This is a genomic window from Streptomyces atroolivaceus (genome assembly GCF_000717025.1).
GTDB lineage: Bacteria > Actinomycetota > Actinomycetes > Streptomycetales > Streptomycetaceae > Streptomyces > Streptomyces atroolivaceus.
Window position 1 is genome coordinate 1 of the sequence record NZ_JNXG01000078.1, and the last position, 337, is coordinate 337.

General features: G+C 58.2%; 1 protein-coding gene. It reads right to left on the bottom strand.

Annotation, left to right across the window (positions count from 1 at the left end):
- Positions 1-157: 157 nt before the first annotated feature.
- Positions 158-337 (bottom strand): hypothetical protein (locus tag OO67_RS39450; protein WP_208861135.1); only part of this gene is annotated, 180 nt, incomplete at its 5' end.

The window sequence follows — 337 nt, forward strand, 5'->3', positions numbered from 1 at the left end:
CTGGTGCCAAGGCATCCACCGTGCGCCCTTAAAAACTTGGCCACAGATGCTCGCGTCCACTGTGCAGTTCTCAAACAACGACCAGCCACCCATCACCCCGTTCTGACGAACGAGTGCACTGGGGCCGGCAACCGAAGGCAGCCATACGGCCATACCTTCAGATACCCAACAGCGTGCCCGACCCGACCGATCCCTCACCACGTTCCACGCCGAAGCAGTACTTGCAGAGAATGACCTGTCGTGCCGAATAGTCAACGTTCCACCCATGAGCAACCAGCACCGAACATTCGCCGGTGTACTGGCCTCTGACCAAGCGAACTTGGTAAGAAGTGCTCCT